Source organism: Sodalis sp. RH24, from assembly GCF_047324145.1.
GTDB lineage: Bacteria > Pseudomonadota > Gammaproteobacteria > Enterobacterales > Enterobacteriaceae > Acerihabitans.
Genome location: NZ_CP178729.1, coordinates 940,774 through 957,323 on the forward strand (window position 1 = coordinate 940,774; position 16,550 = coordinate 957,323).

Here is a 16,550-nt window from a genome sequence, read left to right on the forward strand (position 1 = left end):
TGTGACCCCTTAGATAAGCAATAATAAATCAAAACTAAACAACCCTGCCGGCAAACACAAGGTCATGAAGATATTTACGCGGCGCGGCGCGGGCGTCAGCTTTCGCCCTCTTCGCCGGATTTTTTGGCGCTAAGGCCGTATTCGCGCAGCTTATTGGCAATGGCGGTATGGGAAACGCCCAGGCGTTTGGCCAGTTTGCGCGTGCTGGGATAGGTTCGGTAAAGGCGGGTCAGCACGGAACGTTCGAAGCGTTTGCTGATCTCATCCAGGGACCCGTCGAGGATTTCCTCCGCCATGGGCTGCGTCAGGTCGAAATCCGGCAGATCAATATCGGCGACGCGCAGTTCGTCCCCGTCCAGCTGGGCCATGGCGCGGGTTAAAACATTTTTCAGCTGGCGTACATTGCCCGGCCAGGCGTAGCGGTTAAGCATAGCGGCCAGGTCGGGCGCGACCCGCGGGCGGGGGATGCCCTGCTCATCGCAGAACTGGGCGATAAACAGCGCGGCCAGCGGCATGATATCGTCCGGCCGGTCGCGCAGCGGCGGCAGGCTGAGCGTCAGCACGTTCAGGCGATAATAAAGATCTTCGCGAAACTGTCCTTTATGGACCAGTTCCAGCAGGTTTTTCTGGGTGGCGCAGTAGACGCGCACATCCACGTGCATTTCACGATCCTCGCCCACGCGGCGGAACGTGCCGTCATTAAGAAAGCGCAGCAGTTTGTTTTGCATGCTCGGCGACATCTCGCCAATTTCGTCGAGCAAGACCGAGCCGCCGCCGGCCTGTTCAAAAAAGCCTTTTTTGCCCTCAAGGGCGTTGGGATAGGCGCCGGCGGCGTGGCCGAACAATTCGCTCTCCGCCACATCATCCGGCAACGCGGCGCAGTTCAGCGCCAGGAACGGGTGTTTGCCGCGCCGGCTGCGCAGGTGGCAGGCATGGGCCAGCAAATCCTTGCCGGTGCCGGTCTCGCCGGTAATCAACAGCGGCGCATCCAGCATCGCCAGCCGTCTGGCGCGATCGAGGGTTTGGCGCATGGCCTGGCTGACGGCGATGATATGGCTGAATTCGCTATCATCGTTCGGCGCGTGTTCCTGCAGCTGACGTCCCATGCGCACGGCGGATTTCAGCAATATCACCCCGCCCACCGTGGCGGGCTGTCCGTCTTCGCCGGTCAGCTGAACGGGGGTGATTTCCAGCAGATAGTCCTGGCCCTGGATCACCACCCGCAGGCTTTCGGCGGCCTGCCGGCCGCTCTCAAGCCAGCGCACGACGTTAAAACCGCCGATCAGCTGGTTTACCGGCTGTTGGTGCAGTTGATCGGCGCGTTGGCCGAACAGGGCCAGCGTGGCCGGGTTAGCCAGTTCCACCCGGCCCTTAAGATCGATGGACAGCACCGGCTCCGGCATGGCGGCCAGGATGGCTTCCAGCGCGCGGTGCTCGCGCTCGGAGGGCATAAACGCGACGGTATGCACGTCGCAGACGCCGGGGATGCGGCGGATTTCCGCCATCAGCGCCCGAAAGGTGTCGATTTCAAGCGTAGTCAGATTAAGATGGATCCGCCCGCTGGGGTCGATTTCAATACCGCGCAAATCGATACCGCGCGCTACCAGTAAATCCAGCAATTCCCTGGCCAGACCGAGGCGGTCCTGACAAATAACTTCCAAACGCATGTACGCCTCTTACCCGTGATGACAATATTGGCTACATAATACGTGGCGACGCGTCCGGGATGAAGTCATCTGTCACAAAAAGTTGCCAGGATGGAAAATTTTCCGCCCGGCGCGGGCCACGGCGCAGCGGACGTGAGCATCAGGGGGCGGGTTTACGCTCCATCAGGCTTTTCAACTGGCCGATAATTTCCCGCCTATAGTCCCCCAGGCGCGGTTTGTCGCCCTCTATCCAGGGCAGCGGACGACACAGTTCCATGGCCTTGATGCCCAGGCGCGCGGTCAGCAGGCCCGCGCCCATGCCCTGGGCAACACGGGCGGAGAGGCGCGCGGTCAGGTCCTGCGACATCCAGTCCAGTCCCACTTCGCGCACCCATTCGCTGACGCCGGCAAAGGCGATGTTCAGCAATACCAGCCGGAATAACCGGATGCGGCTGAAATACCCCACTTCAATGCCATACAGCGCCGCCACCCGGTTGATAAGCCGCAGATTGCGCCAGGCGATAAACCCCATGTCTACGATGGCCAGCGGACTGACCGCGATCATCAGCGCGGACTCGGCCGCGGAACGGCTGATTTCCGCCCGCACCCGGCCATCGATGACCGGCTGCACTATTTTGGCGTACAGCATAACCACTTCACGATTGCTGTGGGTATCGTGCAGCATCGCCTGCCAGCGCCGCAATGCAGGATGGGCATCGTCAATTCCGGCCTGGCTGGCCAGGCGCAGGCAGAACGCGCGACCCTGGCCCAGCGCGTGGCTGCGCAGCAGCTCCCCGGCCCGGTCGCGTTCCCCGGCCCGTTGGCGCAGGCGATATAACCGCCGCCATTCGGTGGCCAGCGACCCGGCGCCCGCCAGGACAAACAGGGCGCCGGCGCCCAGCCCGCCCAGCGCCAGCCAGTCGTGCTGCTGCCAGGCGCGCGCGGCCCACAGCGCCCCCTGCGCCCCCGCGCTGACGACCAGCAGCCCGGTGCCGGCAATGACCATGCGGCGCCAGATACTGCGTTTCGGCCGCAGGGCGTTGACCAGCAGTTGCTCCGCCCGCCCTTCCTCATCCTGCTCCTGCTCCGGCGGCGTCAGCGGATGAAACTGCGCATCCTGTAACTGCTCAAAGGTGAGCTTGGCGCGCAGCGCGGGCTCCGCCGGCGGCGCCAGCGGCTTGTCCGGCTGTGGTGGAAAATCGATACGGGGCTTTACGGGATCGTTCATCGTAGTTTATCTCCCAATAAAAACTCCATCACCGCATCCAGGCGGATGTGCGGCAGCGGCCGGTCGGGGTCCATGGCGCGCGGACGGAAATTTTCGAAGGCGAATCCCTGTTCGCGCCAGAAGGCGGCGCCCGGCAAACGGGCCGGCACGTCGCCCGGATAAAAGGTCAGCGGCTGGTTGTCTTCCAGACGATGTCCGTTCAGGGCGGGAATGGCGCCGCCCTGATGATCGACCAGGCCGTTTTGCGTGGCCTGCACCGAGGCCAGTCCCGCACAGTCCATGGTGATGCCTTCGAACGCGGCATTTTGCCAGGCGTCCTGTACCAGTTGCTGCAATAGCGACACCAGGTTGGCCTGCTGATCGGTGGTGACGTGATCGGCCTTGCTGGCGGCAAACATCAGCCTGTCGATACAAGGCGAAAACAGACGGCGGTACAGGCTGCGCTTGCCGTAATGAAAGCTTCTCATCAATTGGGTCAGGGCCAGGCGCATATCGTTAAAGGCATGGGGGCCGCTGTTTAGCGGCTGCAGGCAGTCGACCAGCACGATTTGCCGATCGAACCCGGTAAAGTGCTGCTTATAAAAGCCCTTGACCACTTCCTGGCAGTAATAGTGATATCGCGCGCGCAGCATGCCGAGATTGGACGTTTTTGCCGCCTGTGCCAGCCGTGCCTCGCCGTCGTCCGTCACATCGGGCCAGGGGAAAAACTGCAGCGCCGGCGCGCCGGCCATATCGCCCGGCAGGACAAAACGCCCGGGCTGGATAAAGTGCAGGCCCTGGCGCTTGCAGTGCAGCAGGTAATCGGTATAGGCGCCGGCGATATCCGCCAGCGCGCGCTCATCGGCCGGCGCCAGTGGGTCAAGCGCGGCGCACTTCGCCAGCCACGGCGCCGCCCATTGCGCCCTATCGCCCTGCAGCAGGCCGTGCATCTGCCGCGACCAGGACAGGAAGTCCTGCTCCAGCATCGGCAAATCCAGCAGCCATTCGCCGGGGTAATCGACAATTTCCAGATACAGCGTGCCGGTATCCTTGATATGGCGCCAGAGGGAGTCGCGTGAACGATAGCGCAGCGCCAGGCGCATTTCGCTTACGCCGCGCGTCGGCACCGGCCAGGCGGGCGGCGTGCCGTACAACGCGGCGATGCCCTCGTCATAGACAAAGCGCGAAATGCCCAGATGGCGCTGGGGCACCCGCTTGGCCCCGAGCAAACGGCCGTCGCGCACGGCCGAAAACATCGGCAGGCGCGCGCCGTTATTGACCATCAGCAATTGATTGACAAAGGAGGTGATAAACGCGGTTTTGCCGCTGCGGCTCAGTCCGGTAACCGCCAGGCGCAAATGGCGGTCCAGGCCGCGGTTCAGCAACGCGCCGAGATCATTTTGCAGCCGGCTCATAACGCTTTCAATGGGTAAGGGGCATAAAAAAAGCAAAAAAACCGCACCGTGGCCTGAGCGAACATATATTCCTCCTGGTTGAAAGAAGTCTATTATGTCGCCCAATGGCCTAACAAACAAATTTCCGCCGCCGATGCCGGACGGGCGAGCTCACCTCCGGGCCGGCGCCGCGCCAACCGAGTAGTCCATGTGCTGCAAATCCGCCATAAGCGACGGGCCGGTCGGCTCCCACCCGAGCTGCCGGCGCGTCCAAACGCCTGAAGCCCGCAGATCCATGCCGGCGAACATGGCGAACCAGCCGAAATGCGGTGCCGCGTCCCCGCCCGACAGCGAAACCACGGGCACGCCAAGTCCCGCGCCGACCCATTGCGCGATGTCGCGCGCCGGTATCCCTTCTTCGGCCACGGCATGATAGCGCGCGCCCCTGCTGCCCTTGTCCAGGGCGAGCACATAGAGCTTCGCCACATCAAGCACATGGGCCGCCGGCCAGCAGTTGGCGCCGTCGCCGACATAGGCCGCCACGCCCTTTTCACGCGAGATGGCGATAAAGGGCGTAATCAGCCCCTGTTTAACGGTGTCGTGGACCTGAGGAAGCCGCACCACGCGCACGTCTATCCCATCCTCGAGCAGCGCATGGCCCGCCAGCTCGGACGCCACGCGCGGATTGGGATGGTTGGCGTTAAAGACATCCTCCGTCGCGGGCTGGCCGTGGCCGGCATCGCCCATGCCGGTACCGGAGGTAATGATAAGGGGGCGATCGGTGCCTTTAAGCGCGCAGCCCAAGGCGGCGATGGCACGCCGGTCCTTTTCGCAGTTCGCCGCGAAGTGGGCGAAATCATGATCGAATGCGGTATGGATAACGGCGTCGGCCGCGGCTGCCCCGGCGCGCAGGCTGTCGAGATCTTCCAGGGCGCCGCGATGGGCTTGCGCGCCGGCCGCCTCCAGGGCTTGGGCGCCGGCGTCGGATCTTGTCAAGCCGAGGACATGATGTCCGGCCGCCAGCAGTTCGGGTACAATGCGCGCGCCGATAAAGCCGGTCGCGCCAGTGAGAAATACGCGCATGAAATACCTCCTGTGTGGTCGTGCAGCAAGTATTCTCCTAAAGTCCGGGCGATAAAAGTAGTGGCTTTATCCTAGTATAAAGAGTAACAGGATCGCGGTATCCCCCGGCACGCCATCCCTTTCGCGCCTTGGCATGACATGCAGTGCCGGCAAGGCGTTACAGCTGGCGAAAGCGATTGCGCACGCCGAAGGTGTCGGAGGTGACGTAACGCTCTACCTCGCGCAGTTGCTGCTCGCTGTCCTGCAACTGCAATTCCAGCAGTTCGATCTGCTGGGCCGGCGGCATGCGCGAGCGGCCGGCCGGCGCTTCGTCAGCCGGCGCCGGCTCGAGCCAGTAGGCCAGGATGGCATAGGCGGCGAGGGTCAGCAAAAACAGGCCGAAGAACATCGACAGCACCACGATAATGCGCACCAGTTTCACCGGTACGTCCAGATAATGCGCCACCCCGGCGCAGACGCCTTTGAACATGCCTTCTTCCGGCCTGAGGTAAAGCGGCTGTTTAAAAGGTTGAGCCATATCATTGCCTCCAGTTGGGGTGTTCGGCATCCAGTATATCTTCCAGCGCCCGGATGCGCGCCTGCATGCGCGCCGCCTGTGCGTTGAGTTCGGCCAGGCGGCGGCTGTCCTGCGCCTGCAATGCCGAACCCTGCCTGCGGCGGCTGTTGTAATGCAGCCACAGCCATATCGGCGCCACGAACAGGATGAAAATGGTCAGCGGAATGGCAAGCACAATCGACACGGCTTCCATGATGGCTCCTTTAAGTGGCTTTTATTATTCGCTTTGGTTCATTTTGGCCTTCAGCGCCGCCAGCTGGGCGCTGATTTCATCATCCGCCCGTAATTCGGCGAACTGCTGGTCCAGCGATTTCTGCTTGCCGAAACCGACGCTTTCCGCTTCCGCTTCCATATGATCGATGCGCCGCTCAAACTGCTCGAAGCGGGCCATGGCCTCATCAATCTTGCCGCTGTCCAGCTGGCGGCGGATATCGCGCGACGAGGCCGCGGCCTGGTGGCGCAGTGTCAGGGTTTTCTGGCGGGCGCGGGTTTCCGCGAGCTTATTTTCCAGCTCGCCGATTTCGCGTTTCATGCGATCGAGGGTTTCCTCGATAACCGCAACATCCTGGCGCAGGGTGGCGATAATGGTCGTCAGGCGCTGTTTTTCCATCAGCGCGGCGCGCGCCAGATCTTCTTTGTCTTTGGCCAGCGCAAGCTCGGCTTTGCCCTGCCAGTCGGCCTGCTGGGTTTCAGCCTGGTCGATGCGCCGCAGCAATTGTTTCTTTTCCGCCAGCGCCTGAGCGGAAGTGGTGCGTACCTCGACCAGGGTGTCTTCCATTTCCTGGATCATCAGGCGCACCAGTTTTTCCGGATCTTCCGCTTTATCCAACAGTGCGTTGATGTTGGCATTCACAATATCGGTAAAACGAGAAAAAATACCCATAGCTTGATCCTCTATAAACAGTCATGGCCGAAAGATGTCGTCATCCTTCACCACCCTATCATTACAATTACCGTGCCAAGAGCGCTGATAATTTAATTTATTGATTTAAAATAACTTTTAAAATTGACGGCGCCGATGCGTCAGTTATAGTGAATATTATTACCAATTATTGGCGAAATTAACCATGACCGAGACCCATGATAATCTGCTGGGGCAATCCAATAATTTCCTCGAGGTGCTGGAGCAGGTGTCCCGCTTGGCGCGCCTGACCAAGCCGGTGCTGGTGATAGGCGAACGGGGCACCGGCAAAGAGCTGATTGCCCGGCGGCTGCACTACCTGTCGCCGCGCTGGCAAGGCCCGTTTATCTCCCTGAACTGCGCCGCGCTCAATGAAAACCTGCTGGATTCGGAATTATTCGGCCATGAAGCCGGGGCGTTTACCGGCGCGCAAAAACGTCACCAGGGGCGTTTTGAACGCGCCGACGGCGGTACCCTGTTTCTTGATGAACTGGCCACCGCGCCCATGATGGTGCAGGAAAAATTGCTGCGGGTGATTGAATACGGCGAGCTGGAACGCGTCGGCGGCAGCCGGCCGCTGCAGGTGGATGTGCGGCTGGTCTGCGCCACCAACGCCGACCTGCCCCGCCTGGCGAAAACGGGCGGCTTTCGCGCCGATCTGCTGGACAGGCTGGCGTTCGACGTGGTGGCGCTGCCCCCGCTGCGCGAACGGCCGCAGGATATCATGGTGATGGCCGAGCATTTCGCCATCCAGATGTGCCGGGAAATAGGGCTGCCCCTGTTCCCCGGCTTTACCGCCCGTGCGCGCCGCACCCTGCTGGATTATGGCTGGCCGGGCAATGTGCGCGAACTGAAAAACGTCGTCGAGCGATCTATTTACCGCCATGACACCACCGAACGGCCGCTGGACGCCATCCTGCTGGATCCGTTTGCGTCGGTAACGCCGCCGGCGGAGACGGCCGTCCCGGCGGCGGACGAACCGGCGTCCCTGCCGCTGGATTTGAAGCGCACCCTGGATCAGCAGGAGCGACTATGGGTGGAGCGCGCCCTGGCGCAAGCCCGTTATAACCAGCGCCAGGCAGCGGACCTGCTGGCGCTGACCTATCACCAGCTGCGCGGCATGATGAAAAAACACGGCATCAGGGTGGGCGGCGGGGAGTAACGATCAGGCAAAAAAAAAGCCAGCACCCAAGCTGGCTAAAATAATACTGGAAGCAATGTGAGCAATGTCGTGCTGACAACCGGCAAACGAGGCCTGTCGGTTGACAGCAAAACGATGATAATAGTTATCACTATCGTCTGTAAAGCATTTTGTTGATAATTATTCTCATTACCATACTATTATTGGGGTTCTTTTCGCCGCCTTGGCGCTTTTTAACCCGTTGCGTCAGCTATATTCGCGCCATGAATTGGGTGTCAAGGCAGAGTAAGGTAAACTGGGATCATTGCCCCATGAGATGTAAGTCGTATATGCGAATTAAATGGTTTTCCTGGCAGGCGTGTTTTGTGCCGGCATGGCGGCGCGCGTGGCGCCGGCATAGGGTGTCCCTGCGGTTACTGCCGTGGGCGCTCTTATTGACGCTGGGCGGCCAGTTCGCCGCGGCGGCGCCGCCGGATATACGTCAGAGCGGTTTTGTTTATTGCGTCAACGGACTGCTGAACACCTTTAATCCCCAGATGGCCAGCAGCGGATTAACGGTGGATACCCTTTCCGCCCAGCTCTACGATCGCCTGCTGGCCGTGGACCCCTACACCTACCGGCTGATACCGGAGCTGGCGCAAAGCTGGGAAGTGCTGGATAACGGCGCCACCTATCGCTTCCACCTGCGCAAAAACGTGCCCTTCCAGCATACCGCCTGGTTTACCCCGACCCGCGTGCTGAACGCCGACGACGTGGTATTCAGCTTTGCGCGCATGTTCGACCAGCGCCATCCTTATCATGACATCAACGGCGGCGCTTATCCCTACTTCGACAGCCTGCAGTTCCCCGACTCGGTGCACAGCGTGGTGAAGCTGGATAACGATACGGTGGAGTTCCGCCTGAACGCGCCGGACGCCTCGTTCCTGTGGCATATCGCCACCCACTACGCCCCGGTGCTGTCACAGGAGTACGCCGAACAGCTGAGCAAAGCCGGCCGCCAGGAGCAAATCGACCGCCAGCCGGTGGGCACCGGTCCTTTTATGCTGAACGAATACCGGGCGGGCCAGTATATCCGCCTGGTACGCAACGACCATTACTGGAAAGGCCTGCCGCGCATGGCGCAGGTGGTCATCGACCTGGGGGCCGGCGGCATCGGCCGGTTGTCTAAACTGTTAACCGGCGAATGCGACGTGCTGGCGTATCCGGCCGCCAGCCAGCTGACCATCCTGCGCGACGATCCGCGCCTGCGCCTGACGCTGCGCCCGGGGATGAATATCGCCTACCTGGCGTTCAACACCGCCAAACCGCCGCTGGACGATGCGCGGGTGCGCCATGCCATCGCGCTGTCCATCAACAACCAGCGCCTGATGCAATCGATTTATTACGGCACCGCGGAGACCGCGGCCTCGATTTTGCCCCGCGCCTCCTGGGCTTACGACAACGATGCCAAGGTGACTGAATATGACCCGGATAAGGCGCGCGCGATCCTGCACTCCCTGGGCAAAGAGCGCCTGGAGATGAGTTTATGGGTGCCGACCGCCTCGCAGTCCTATAACCCCAGTCCGCTGAAAACCGCCGAGCTGATCCAGGCCGATTTGGCGCAGGTAGGCATTACGCTTACCATCGTGCCGGTGGAGGGCCGGTTCCAGGAAGCGCGGCTGATGGCCAACAATCATGACCTGACCCTGGCCGGCTGGTCTACCGACAGTAACGATCCGGACAGTTTCTTCCGGCCGCTGCTCAGTTGCGCCGCCATTCGCTCCCAAACCAACTACGCGCACTGGTGCCAGCCGCAGTTTGATAATTTGCTGCGCGCGGCGCTGCTGTCGCAGCAACTGTCGGGACGGATGGACACCTATCGCAACGTGCAGAAAATGCTGGAGCAGGAGCTGCCGGTGCTGCCGCTGGCGTCTTCACTGCGCCTGCAGGCTTATCGCTATGATATCAAGGGACTGGTGCTCAGCCCCTTCGGCAACGCTTCCTTTGCCGGGGTATACCGGGAAGATAACGAGGAAAAGAAACCATGATTATCTTTACCCTGCGCCGGCTGGTGCTGCTGCTGATCACCCTGATCCTGCTGACGCTGGTCGCCTTCAGCCTGAGCTATTTTACCCCGCACGCGCCGCTTGGCGGCGCGGCGCTGACCGACGCCTATCTCTATTATTTCAACAGCCTGCTGCACGGGAATTTCGGCGTGTCGAGCATTAACGGCCAGCCCATCGGCGAACAGCTGCGCGACGTGTTCCCGGCGACGCTTGAGCTGTGCATCCTGGCGTTTATCCTGGCGCTGATGGTGGGTATTCCGCTCGGCATTATCGCCGGCGTAACGCGTAATAAATGGCAGGATGCGGGCATCAGCGTTTTCGCGCTCCTGGGTCTGTCGATGCCGGTGTTCTGGCTGGCCCTGCTGCTGACGCTGTTTTTTGCCCTGCACCTTGGCTGGCTGCCGGTTTCCGGGCGTTACGACCTGCTTTACCAGGTCAGGCCGGTCACCGGTTTCGCCCTGCTCGACGCGTGGCTGTCCGATTCCCCCTACCGCCATGAAATGCTGACCAGCGCCCTGCGGCACATGGTCTTGCCTATCACCGCCCTGGCGGTGGCGCCCACCACCGAGGTCATCCGGCTGATGCGGGTCAGCACCGCCGACGTGTTCGGCAGCAATTATGTCAAAGCGGCGGCGACCCGCGGGCTGACCCTGTTCACCATTATTCGCCGCCACGTCCTGCATAACGCGCTGCCGCCGATTATTCCCAAGCTGGGCCTGCAGTTTTCCACCATGCTGACCCTGGCGATGATAACCGAGGTGGTATTCAGCTGGCCGGGTCTTGGGCGCTGGCTGGTCAACGCCATCCGCCAGCAGGATTACGCCGCCATCTCGGCCGGGGTGATGGTGGTGGGGACGCTGGTTATCTGCGTCAATGTGCTGGCCGACGTGGTAGGCGCGCTGGCGAACCCGCTGCGCCATAAGGAATGGTATGCTCTCAGATAATATTTACCGCGAAAAACGCATGCCCAGCCCGCTGCGCCATATCTGGCGCATATTTTATCATGACGCCCTGTCGATGATCGGCTTCTATGGGTTTCTCGCCCTGCTGTTATTATGCCTGTTTGGTACGGTGGCGGCGCCCTACGCGCTCGATCAGCAGTTTCTCGGCTACCAACTGCTGCCGCCGTCCTGGTCGCGTTATGGCGATGTGTCGTTTTTCCTCGGCACCGATGACCTGGGGCGCGACGTGTTAAGCCGTCTGCTGACCGGCACCGCGCCCACCTTCGGCTCGGCGCTGGTGGTGACCATCGCCGCCTCGGTATTTGGCGTCACGCTCGGCGTGCTGGCGGGCATCACCCGCGGCCTGCGCTCGGCGGTGCTCAATCATGTGCTGGACACCTTGCTGTCGATTCCTTCGCTGCTGCTGGCCATCGTGGTGGTGGCGTTTCTCGGCCCCAGGCTGGAGCATGCGATGCTGGCGGTATGGCTGGCCCTGTTGCCGCGCGTCGTGCGCACGGTCTATGACGCGGTGCATGACGAACTGGACAAGGAGTACGTGCTGGCGGTGCGCATCGACGGCGCGTCGATGATGCATATCCTGCGCTACGCGGTGCTGCCGAATATCGCCAGCGTCCTGGTATCTGAATTTACCCGCTGCCTGTCGATGGCGATACTCGATATCGCCGCGCTGGGATTTCTCGACCTCGGCGCCCAACTGCCCTCCCCGGAATGGGGCGCGATGATGGGCGATACCCTGGAACTGGTCTATGTCGCCCCCTGGACGGTGATGCTGCCGGGCGGCGCCATCATGGCCAGCGTGCTGATCGTCAATATCGTGGGCGACGGTCTGCGCCGCGCCATGATCTCGGGGGTGGAATAATGCCGTTACTGGATATCCGTAATTTAACCATTGAATTCATGACCGCCGAAGGGCCTGTCAAAGCCGTCGACCGGGTGAGTTTTACCCTGACGGAGGGCGAGGTGCGCGGCCTGGTGGGCGAGTCCGGCTCCGGCAAGAGCCTGATTGCCAAAGCCATCTGCGGCGTCACCAAGGATAACTGGCGCGTCACGGCGGACCGGTTCCGTTTTGACGATATCGACCTGTTGCAGTTGACGCCGCGCCAGCGCCGGCGGCTGGTCGGACATAACGTCTCGATGATTTTCCAGGAGCCGCAGTCCTGCCTCGACCCCTCGGAAACCATTGGCCGCCAGCTGAGCCAGGCCGTACCGGGCTGGACCTATAAAGGCACCTGGTGGCGACGGCCCGGCTGGCGCAAACGCCGCGCCATCGAGCTGCTGCACCGGGTCGGCATCAAGGATCACAAGGATATCATGGGCAGCTACCCCTACGAGCTGACGGAGGGGGAATGCCAGAAGGTCATGATCGCCATCGCCCTGGCCAACCAGCCCAGGCTGCTGATTGCCGACGAGCCGACCAACGCCATGGAGCCCACCACCCAGGCGCAGATATTCCGCCTGCTGGCGGGGCTGAACCAGAATAACAACACCACCATCCTGCTGATAAGCCATGATATTCAGATGATGAGCAAATGGGCCAACCGGATCAACGTGCTGTACTGCGGCCAGACGGTGGAAAGCGCCACCTGCGAGGAGCTGATCGCCGCGCCGCATCATCCCTATACCCAGGCGCTGATGCGCGCCATCCCCGATTTCGGCCGCTCCATGCCGCCTAAAAGCCGGCTGAACACCCTGCCCGGCGGCATACCGTCCCTGGAAAACCTGCCCATCGGCTGCCGCCTGGGGCCGCGCTGTCCCTACGCCCAGAAAACCTGTATCCAAATGCCGCCCCTGGTGCCGGTGAAAAACCATTGGTTCGCCTGCCATTTTCCGCTCAACATGGAGGGGCAATAAGCATGGAAACCCTGCTGGAAGCGCGCAACCTGACTAAAACCTTCCGCTATCGCACCGGACTCTTTACCCGCCATCAGGTCGAGGCGGTTAAACCCATCAGCTTTATCCTGCGCGAGGGCCAGACGCTGGCGATTATCGGCGAAAACGGCTCCGGAAAATCGACGCTTGCCAAAATGCTGGCCGGCACGCTGGCGCCCACCGCTGGCGAGCTGTTTATCGACGATCACCCCCTGACCTTCGGCGATTACCGCTACCGCAGCCAACGCATCCGTATGATTTTCCAGGACGCCAGCAACGCCCTCAATCCCCGGCAGCGTATCGGGCAACTGCTTGACGTGCCGCTGCGGCTGAATACCGATCTTCCCGCGTCCGAGCGCGAGCGCGCCATAGACAAAACCCTGCGCCAGGTTGGTCTGCGTCCCGATCACGCGTTTTATTACCCGCATATGCTGGCGCCGGGGCAAAAACAGCGCGTTGGCCTGGCGCGGGCGCTGATCCTGCAGCCTAAGGTTATCGTGGCGGACGAGGCCCTGGCTTCGCTTGATATGTCGATGCGCTCGCAAATCATCAACCTGATGCTGGAACTGCAGGCCAAACACGGCATCGCCTATATTTATGTTACCCAGCATCTGGGTATGATGAAGCATATCAGCGACCAGATTATGGTGATGCAAAACGGCGAGGTGGTGGAACGCGGCAATACCGCCGATGTTTTGGCCGCGCCGCTCCATGACCTGACCAAACGCCTGATAACCAGCCATTTCGGCGAAGCGCTGACCGCCGACGCCTGGCGGCGCGACGGGGTTATCGCCTGATCGCGCACCTGGCCTGCGCACGCCGGGGCGCGTCACGTCACGCTGGCACCGGCGGGGTCTACACCTCCCCCGGCGATATATGTTACACTTCGCCGGTTTATCAACGTCGAAACGCAGCGTCGCCGGCGTCATGCCATAAAGACGCGGCGCGCGCATGTAATAATGATCACAAGGATTAATGCTATGGGTTTTCTTACCGGTAAGCGCATTCTGGTCACTGGCGTGGCCAGCACCCGTTCTATCGCATTCGGTATCGCTCAGGCGATGCACCGTGAAGGCGCCGAACTGGCGTTCACTTACCAGAACGACAAGCTGAAGTCGCGGGTGGAAGGTTTTGCCGCCGAACTCGGCTCCAGCATCGTACTGCCCTGCGACGTGGCCGAAGACGCCAGCATCGAGGCGCTGTTTGCCGAGCTGGCCAACGTATGGCCAAATTTTGACGGTTTTGTGCACGCCATCGCCTTTGCCCCCGGCGACCAGCTGGACGGCGACTATGTCAACGCCGTCACCCGCGAAGGCTTCGCCATCGCCCACGATATCAGTTCCTACAGCTTTGTCGCCATGGCGAAAGCCTGCCGCCCTATGCTGAACCCGAATTCCGCGCTGGTGACCCTCACCTACCTGGGTGCCGAACGCGCCATTCCCAACTACAACGTCATGGGACTGGCCAAGGCATCCCTGGAAGCCAACACCCGTTATATGGCCAATGCCATGGGCCCGCAGGGCATCCGCGTCAACGCCATATCCGCCGGCCCCATCCGCACCCTCGCGGCATCCGGCATTAAAAACTTCAAGAAAATGCTGGCCCACTGCGAATCGGTCACGCCGATCCGCCGCGTGGTCACCATTGAGGACGTGGGCAATACCGCCGCGTTCCTGTGCTCCGATCTCTCCTCAGGCATCACCGGTGAAGTGATCCACGTGGACGGCGGTTTCAGCATCGCCGCCATGGGCGAACTCGACGCCGAATAAAACCAGGCCCATTCTATGGCATGGCATGCCGTAAGGTTTGTGTCGCCTCGTGCGAGGGGTCGCTGGCGGCGTGCTTGTAAGGTTTATGTCGCCCCGGCGAGGGTTTCGCTTGCCATGCGTTGAGCTGTATATGTAACGCCGGGTGCCGGCAAGCGACAAGGCGGCCGTTTCGCGACGGCCTCCTTGACCTCCGCGCGCCCGGCAGGTCGCGCGTCGCTGCGCGATGCCTTCCGTCACCCATGCCCCCGTTATGCACCGGCCCGGTTTGCGCTCCCAGCGCAACCGGGCCTTTCGCCGCTCCCGGCGGCTCATGCCGGGGTCACAGGCAACGTCAGCGCGCTTTATGCCGGGACCTGCGTCGCTGTTGGCAATGCACATTAAGAAGCGATAGCAGCGCTGTTGCTTAGGATCGGATCGGGCGTCAAGATACGGTTAACTATTATGAAAGGCCATTAGCATAGCGAAATATCAGGCCCACAAGTGAGACATAAATATTCACCTCTTAGCACTCAGCACCCACCTCTTAGTTCTTAGTCCTTAGTTCTTAGTTCTTAGTTCTTAGTTCTTAGTTCTTAGTTCTTAGCTATTGGATATTGGCATTTAGCCGTTGGGAATTAATATCCTGCCCCTGGCGATTGGGTAAAATCAGAACTGTTTTTTCCCGGTAGGTGCATACCCCATATAACCTCAAAGCGCTATTTTGCCAACAGGCGATGGTGTTGACGTTGTGCCGGCATAGAGTGCGCCGGCAGCGCACATCTCGGCTGGATAAGCCGCCGGGAGCGGCGAAAGCCCGGTTGCGCCGGGAGCGCTACCAGGCGGTCCAATAGCCGGGATACGGCGCTGCCGGGGACCGCGCAGCGGCGCACGATCTGCCGGACGCGGGGAAATCAAAAAGGGTGGCGCGCACCACCCTTTTTGTCGCTTGCCGGCACCCGGCGATATATAGATCAACCGAACGCATGGCAAGCGAAATCCTCACCTGACTACCATAAAGCCCGGCCGCAAGCCGCCAGCGACACCCCCACCACCGTGCCCTAATTGCGTTGCGCCAGCCACTCCCGCGCAAATTCAAACAACGTCCTCGCCAGCGGCGTCGCCCGCCCGGCCTCCGTAATCACAATCGCGCTCTGGCGCTTCATCGCCGGCAGGCTTATCAGGGCCGAACGCAACTCAGGCGTCATCCCCGGCAACAAATGCCCGCGCGGCATCATCCCGCAGCCCAAGCCGGCGAACACCCCCTGCAACAACTGGAAAATCGACGCGCTCTCCAGCCGGATATGCGGACGCAGCCCGCCGGCGCGAAAATGCTCGTCAAGATAACGCCGGAAATAACGACTCGGCTCGGCCAAACACAATGGCAACGCCGCCACCTCCGCAAGGGTCAGGGTACGCCCCTCGGCCAACTGCGGAAAATGCCGTGGATGGAATACCAGCTCAACGCCGCGATCGGCAATGGCGGCCACCTGATAATGCAGCTCGGCCAGCAGCCCCAGTTCAAAAAATCCAATCCCAATATCCACGCTATGATTGGTCAGCGCCTCCAGCAACGGATCGGCGCTCAGCACCGTCACCTGGAACTCCAGCGCGGGATACTTCAGACGCGCATCATACAGCAGCTGCGCCAGCGGAATACCGCACTGCGGCACGATACCGATACGCAACGTCCCCTCCAGCCCCTGCTTAAGAGACTCCACGTCCAGCTTCAGCCCCTGGTACACCGACACGATTTCCCGCGCCCATGTCAGCACCCGCTCCCCCTCGGCGGTAAAGCCCTGAAAACTGTTGCCGCGGTGGATCAGGGCCACGCCCAATTCACGCTCCAGATTTTTCAGACGGGCGGACAGCGTGGGCTGGCTGACAAAACTGGCCTCGGCGGCGCGGCCGAAATGGCGTTCACGCTCAAGGTTACATAAATAGATAAGCTGTTTAATATCCATAGATTCTGACTGGCGGGGGCGCAGGAAAACAGTATAA

General features: G+C 61.2%; 15 protein-coding genes. 7 read left to right on the forward strand and 8 right to left on the reverse strand.

Translation table 11 applies throughout. The annotated features are described in order from the left end of the window. Positions 1–95: 95 nt before the first annotated feature. The 7 genes from tyrR to pspA form a co-directional block, all read right to left on the reverse strand. Positions 96–1,667, reverse strand: coding sequence for a transcriptional regulator TyrR (gene tyrR / locus ACL2XG_RS04200; RefSeq protein WP_413722805.1), 1,572 nt, complete (start codon positions 1,665–1,667; stop codon positions 96–98). Positions 1,668–1,806: 139 nt separating this feature from the next. Further along, positions 1,807–2,874 carry a YcjF family protein gene (locus tag ACL2XG_RS04205; protein WP_413722804.1) on the reverse strand — a complete coding sequence of 356 codons (1,068 nt, stop codon included), beginning with the start codon at positions 2,872–2,874 and terminating at the stop codon, positions 1,807–1,809. Next, positions 2,871–4,268, reverse strand: coding sequence for a YcjX family protein (locus ACL2XG_RS04210; RefSeq protein WP_413722803.1), 1,398 nt, complete (start codon positions 4,266–4,268; stop codon positions 2,871–2,873). The genes ACL2XG_RS04205 and ACL2XG_RS04210 overlap by 4 nt, the downstream gene beginning before the upstream one ends. A 150-nt stretch (positions 4,269–4,418) precedes the next feature. Then, positions 4,419–5,330 carry an SDR family oxidoreductase gene (locus ACL2XG_RS04215; RefSeq protein WP_413722802.1) on the reverse strand — a complete coding sequence of 304 codons (912 nt, stop codon included), beginning with the start codon at positions 5,328–5,330 and terminating at the stop codon, positions 4,419–4,421. A gap of 157 nt (positions 5,331–5,487) precedes the next feature. After that, positions 5,488–5,847, reverse strand: a complete 360-nt coding sequence (gene pspC, locus ACL2XG_RS04220) for an envelope stress response membrane protein PspC (protein ID WP_410015184.1) — start codon at positions 5,845–5,847, stop codon at positions 5,488–5,490. A 1-nt stretch (position 5,848) separates the two neighbouring features. Further along, positions 5,849–6,070: an envelope stress response membrane protein PspB gene (gene pspB, locus ACL2XG_RS04225; RefSeq protein WP_410016551.1), complete on the reverse strand. Its 222-nt coding sequence runs from the start codon at positions 6,068–6,070 to the stop codon at positions 5,849–5,851. A 33-nt stretch (positions 6,071–6,103) separates the two neighbouring features. Further along, complete coding sequence (gene pspA / locus ACL2XG_RS04230; RefSeq protein WP_413722801.1) at positions 6,104–6,769, reverse strand: phage shock protein PspA; 666 nt, start codon at positions 6,767–6,769, stop codon at positions 6,104–6,106. A 184-nt stretch (positions 6,770–6,953) separates the two neighbouring features. On the opposite strand from pspA, the gene pspF reads away from it, so the two are divergent. The 7 genes from pspF (at position 6,954) to fabI (ending at position 14,573) form a co-directional block, all read left to right on the forward strand. Then, entirely contained in the window at positions 6,954–7,949 is a 996-nt protein-coding gene (gene pspF, locus ACL2XG_RS04235) for a phage shock protein operon transcriptional activator (RefSeq protein ID WP_410015186.1), read from the forward strand. 386 nt (positions 7,950–8,335) lie between these two features. Next, positions 8,336–9,955, forward strand: a complete 1,620-nt coding sequence (sapA, locus tag ACL2XG_RS04240; RefSeq protein ID WP_413723439.1) for an ABC transporter substrate-binding protein SapA — start codon at positions 8,336–8,338, stop codon at positions 9,953–9,955. Then, positions 9,952–10,917, forward strand: coding sequence for a putrescine export ABC transporter permease SapB (gene sapB, locus ACL2XG_RS04245; protein WP_410015187.1), 966 nt, complete (start codon positions 9,952–9,954; stop codon positions 10,915–10,917). The genes sapA and sapB overlap by 4 nt, the downstream gene beginning before the upstream one ends. Beyond that, positions 10,904–11,794, forward strand: a complete 891-nt coding sequence (sapC, locus tag ACL2XG_RS04250; RefSeq protein ID WP_410015188.1) for a putrescine export ABC transporter permease SapC — start codon at positions 10,904–10,906, stop codon at positions 11,792–11,794. Before sapB ends, sapC begins: the two co-directional genes overlap by 14 nt. Next, positions 11,794–12,786 carry a putrescine export ABC transporter ATP-binding protein SapD gene (sapD, locus tag ACL2XG_RS04255; RefSeq protein ID WP_410015189.1) on the forward strand — a complete coding sequence of 331 codons (993 nt, stop codon included), beginning with the start codon at positions 11,794–11,796 and terminating at the stop codon, positions 12,784–12,786. Before sapC ends, sapD begins: the two co-directional genes overlap by 1 nt. Before the next feature lie 2 nt (positions 12,787–12,788). Then, positions 12,789–13,601, forward strand: coding sequence for a putrescine export ABC transporter ATP-binding protein SapF (gene sapF / locus ACL2XG_RS04260; protein ID WP_410015190.1), 813 nt, complete (start codon positions 12,789–12,791; stop codon positions 13,599–13,601). A gap of 183 nt (positions 13,602–13,784) precedes the next feature. Continuing rightward, on the forward strand, positions 13,785–14,573 hold the full coding sequence (fabI, locus tag ACL2XG_RS04265; protein WP_410015191.1) for an enoyl-ACP reductase FabI: 789 nt from the start codon (positions 13,785–13,787) through the stop codon (positions 14,571–14,573). Between the two features lie 1,037 nt (positions 14,574–15,610). Here the strand turns inward: fabI and ACL2XG_RS04270 are convergent. Then, complete coding sequence (locus ACL2XG_RS04270; RefSeq protein ID WP_410015192.1) at positions 15,611–16,513, reverse strand: LysR family transcriptional regulator; 903 nt, start codon at positions 16,511–16,513, stop codon at positions 15,611–15,613. Positions 16,514–16,550: the final 37 nt, after the last annotated feature.

Bases quoted from the DNA above. Each gene is read 5' to 3' on its own strand.
- sapB (WP_410015187.1), top strand. From the start codon at position 9,952: ATGATTATCTTTACCCTGCGCCGGCTGGTGCTGCTGCTGATCACCCTG.
- fabI (WP_410015191.1), top strand. From the start codon at position 13,785: ATGGGTTTTCTTACCGGTAAGCGCATTCTGGTCACTGGCGTGGCCAGC.
- ACL2XG_RS04215 (WP_413722802.1), bottom strand. From the start codon at position 5,330: ATGCGCGTATTTCTCACTGGCGCGACCGGCTTTATCGGCGCGCGCATT.
- ACL2XG_RS04205 (WP_413722804.1), bottom strand. From the start codon at position 2,874: ATGAACGATCCCGTAAAGCCCCGTATCGATTTTCCACCACAGCCGGAC.
- sapC (WP_410015188.1), top strand. From the start codon at position 10,904: ATGCTCTCAGATAATATTTACCGCGAAAAACGCATGCCCAGCCCGCTG.
- pspF (WP_410015186.1), top strand. From the start codon at position 6,954: ATGACCGAGACCCATGATAATCTGCTGGGGCAATCCAATAATTTCCTC.
- ACL2XG_RS04210 (WP_413722803.1), bottom strand. From the start codon at position 4,268: ATGAGCCGGCTGCAAAATGATCTCGGCGCGTTGCTGAACCGCGGCCTG.
- pspC (WP_410015184.1), bottom strand. From the start codon at position 5,847: ATGGCTCAACCTTTTAAACAGCCGCTTTACCTCAGGCCGGAAGAAGGC.
- pspA (WP_413722801.1), bottom strand. From the start codon at position 6,769: ATGGGTATTTTTTCTCGTTTTACCGATATTGTGAATGCCAACATCAAC.
- sapF (WP_410015190.1), top strand. From the start codon at position 12,789: ATGGAAACCCTGCTGGAAGCGCGCAACCTGACTAAAACCTTCCGCTAT.
- sapD (WP_410015189.1), top strand. From the start codon at position 11,794: ATGCCGTTACTGGATATCCGTAATTTAACCATTGAATTCATGACCGCC.
- tyrR (WP_413722805.1), bottom strand. From the start codon at position 1,667: ATGCGTTTGGAAGTTATTTGTCAGGACCGCCTCGGTCTGGCCAGGGAA.
- ACL2XG_RS04270 (WP_410015192.1), bottom strand. From the start codon at position 16,513: ATGGATATTAAACAGCTTATCTATTTATGTAACCTTGAGCGTGAACGC.